Here is a 2,785-nt window from a genome sequence, read left to right on the forward strand (position 1 = left end):
CGTCGACCTTCCCCCTCCTCCCTTCCGCCTTTCTCCCCCTCGCATCATCCACGTTTTTCTCTCGTTCGCATCACGCTTGCGGATCTTCTTCGGCTTCGGCCTCGCTGGTGGGTTGCGGCAGGACGCCGGCGATGAGGTGGAGGCGTTGCCAGAGTTCGCGCAGCCCGGTTTTTTTGCTGGAGGAGGTGACGAGGGGGGGGACGCCGAGGATGTCTTTCCACTGGGCGGCGCGGGCGGCGCGGTCGCGCTGGCTGCATTTGTCGGCCTTGGTGAGGATGGGGAGGATATCCAGGCGGCATTCGCGGGCGAAGTGGGAGAGTTCGAGGTCGAGCTTTTGGGGTTCAAGTCGGCTGTCGAGCAGCAGGGCGAGGGCTTGCAGGCGGCTGGCGCCGGCGAGGTATTTTTCGAGCAGCTGCGCCCAGGCGCGGCGTTCGGCGTGGCTGGCGCGGGCGTAGCCGTAGCCGGGGAGGTCCACGAGGTAGTAGCCGTGGGGATCGACGCGATAAAAGTTGATGGAGCGGGTCTTGCCGGGGGTGGCGCTGACCTTGGCCAGCTTTTTTTGCCCGGCGAGGGCGTTGATGAGCGAGGATTTGCCCACATTGGAGCGTCCGGCCAGCGCGATCTGGGGCGAGTCGATGCTGAGGAGCTGGTTCAGGGTATAGATGGTGTGTTCAAGTACCAGTTGCGGCATGGTCTCCTCCGGGCAAGCTTGACAGGGCGGGGAGCTTGATTCACAATACCAAGTTCCATCTATCATTGTAGCCCGATGCGGGCGGTTTGGCAAATGCCTTTCCTTGCCGCGCCGGGCCAAGAGGAGAGACCCCGACATGTATTCCACTACCGACTTCCGCAAGGGCCTGAAGATCGAAGTTGAAGGAATCCCGTACGAGATCGTGGATTTCCAGCATTTCAAACCCGGCAAGGGCGGCGCCATGGTGCGTACCAAGCTGCGCAACATCCTGACCGGCCGCATCCAGGACATCACGTTCCGCTCCGGCGAAAAGGTGGGCAAGCCCGACATGGAGACGCGGGACATGCAGTTCCTGTACCATCAGGACACGGACCTCGTGTTCATGGACATGACCACCTTTGAGCAGCTGGAGATGGCTGCCGAGATCACGGACGGCAAGGACGCCTTCCTCAAGGACGGTCAGCAGTGCCGCGTGTTGCTCTACAAGGGCAAGCCGCTGGATATCGACATCCCCCTGAGCCTGGTGCTGGAAGTGACCGAGACGGAGACCGCCGCCAAGGGCGACACGGTGAGCAACGTCACCAAGCCCGCCACGCTGGAAACGGGCGTCGTGGTGCAGGTGCCCAGCTTCGTCAACGTGGGCGACCGCATCAAGGTCGATACCCGTACCAAGGAATATCTCGGTCGCGAGTAGGCGAGCCTTTCCCGCATGGCTACGGAAACGCCCCGCAAGTTCGGCCGGGAACTCTTCGGCCTTTTCCTGCTGTTCTGGTCGTTGCTGCTGCTGCTCAGCATCGTCACCTTCGACATCAACGACCCCAGCCTCAATCATGTGGTGAGCAGCAATGCCGCCGTGACGAACAGCGCGGGGCTTTTCGGCGCATATGCCGCCGGTCTGCTCAATGACGTTTTCGGCATCGGGGCGTTCATCTGGCCGGTGCTTTTTGCGGCGCTGGGGGCGGCCTATGTGTCGCCCGCCTACGCGCTGCCGTGGTGGCGCTGGTGCGGCGCGTTCCTGCTGACCGTGGTGCTGCTGGTCATCAGCTCGGCCTGGGGGCTCTCTCTGGGCGACGTGAGCGGCGGCGGCATGGTGGGCAACGCGCTGCACGGCAATACCAGCCGCTATCTCAGTCCGGTGGGTTCGAGCCTGGTCTGGCTCTTCGTCCTGCTCATCGGCCTGCAGCTCTGTTTCGACATCTCATGGTTCGCCTTTGCCGCGCTGGTGCGGGACGAGGCGCGTCTGCGCTGGAAGCAGTTCCGGGTGGGCGAGCTGTTCCGTGCCGGAGCGGAGGAAGGGGCCGCCGAGGGCGAGGAAAAGACGCCGCTCACCTTCAGGGAGCGCCTTGCCGCCCTTGGCCGAGCCTTGCGCGAATTGCGGCGCAAGACCAAGCGGGAAGTGGGGGAGTCCTCCTTCCTCATCCGTTTGCGTGACCGGCTGGGCAATATCCGTCCCTTGACGGACGAGGCCATGCCGGAGGTCTACGACGATGCGGCGGGAGGCCCCGCGACCCCTGACGGCAAGAATCGTCAGGACGCCGGACGGGCGCGGACCGCCGAGAACAAGGTGAACCGTCTGCGCGACGCGCGTACCGAGGTCGTTCCGGGCGTGTCCGTTGCGGACGCGGCCCGGCAGCCGGAGGCCATGACGCCCGCCGGGGAGTCGGCCGACACGACGCCGCCGTGGACGACAGCGGTACAGTCGTGGGATGGGGACGTGCGGCCGCAGGCTGCGCCTGAGCCCATGAGAGCGCCGGACGCCGCACACACGGCGGGGACTGAGGGCATCGCGGGAGCGGCGCAGCCGCCCTTGCCCTTCCAGCCGCCGGAAGGGGCCATCGTGCCTGAAGTGCTTGGCGAGGACGGCAGACCGCTGCCGCCGGAGGCCCAGCCGCGCCGCGTCATGGACGACGAGGATATGCGGGCGATGGAGAGCCGTGCCCATGCCGGGCAGGGCCATGTCTCCGGCGGGGACGCTCCGACAGCGGAAGCCCCGCGTGCCGTCCCAGCCCCAGCCGCGCCGGAAGCCGGACCGACCTCCGGGCCGACCGCGGAACTGCTGGCGGACATCTACGAGGAAGAGGCCGCCGAACCTCT

Annotated in this window: 3 protein-coding genes; 2 read left to right on the forward strand and 1 reads right to left on the reverse strand. The window is 65.9% G+C overall.

The window, feature by feature from the left end; translation table 11 throughout:
* Positions 1-70: 70 nt before the first annotated feature.
* On the reverse strand, positions 71-691 hold the full coding sequence (yihA, locus tag Q0K00_RS11675; RefSeq protein WP_297229722.1) for a ribosome biogenesis GTP-binding protein YihA/YsxC: 621 nt from the start codon (positions 689-691) through the stop codon (positions 71-73).
* A gap of 136 nt (positions 692-827) precedes the next feature.
* Between yihA and efp the strand changes: the two genes are divergently transcribed.
* Both efp and Q0K00_RS11685 read left to right on the forward strand, forming a co-directional pair.
* On the forward strand, positions 828-1,385 hold the full coding sequence (efp, locus tag Q0K00_RS11680) for an elongation factor P (protein WP_297229725.1): 558 nt from the start codon (positions 828-830) through the stop codon (positions 1,383-1,385).
* A 15-nt stretch (positions 1,386-1,400) separates the two neighbouring features.
* On the forward strand, positions 1,401-2,785 hold a 1,385-nt coding region (locus Q0K00_RS11685), incomplete at its 3' end, for a DNA translocase FtsK 4TM domain-containing protein (protein ID WP_297229726.1).

The sequence above is a fragment of the uncultured Desulfovibrio sp. genome, assembly GCF_944327235.1.
Taxonomy (GTDB): Bacteria; Desulfobacterota; Desulfovibrionia; order Desulfovibrionales; family Desulfovibrionaceae; genus Desulfovibrio.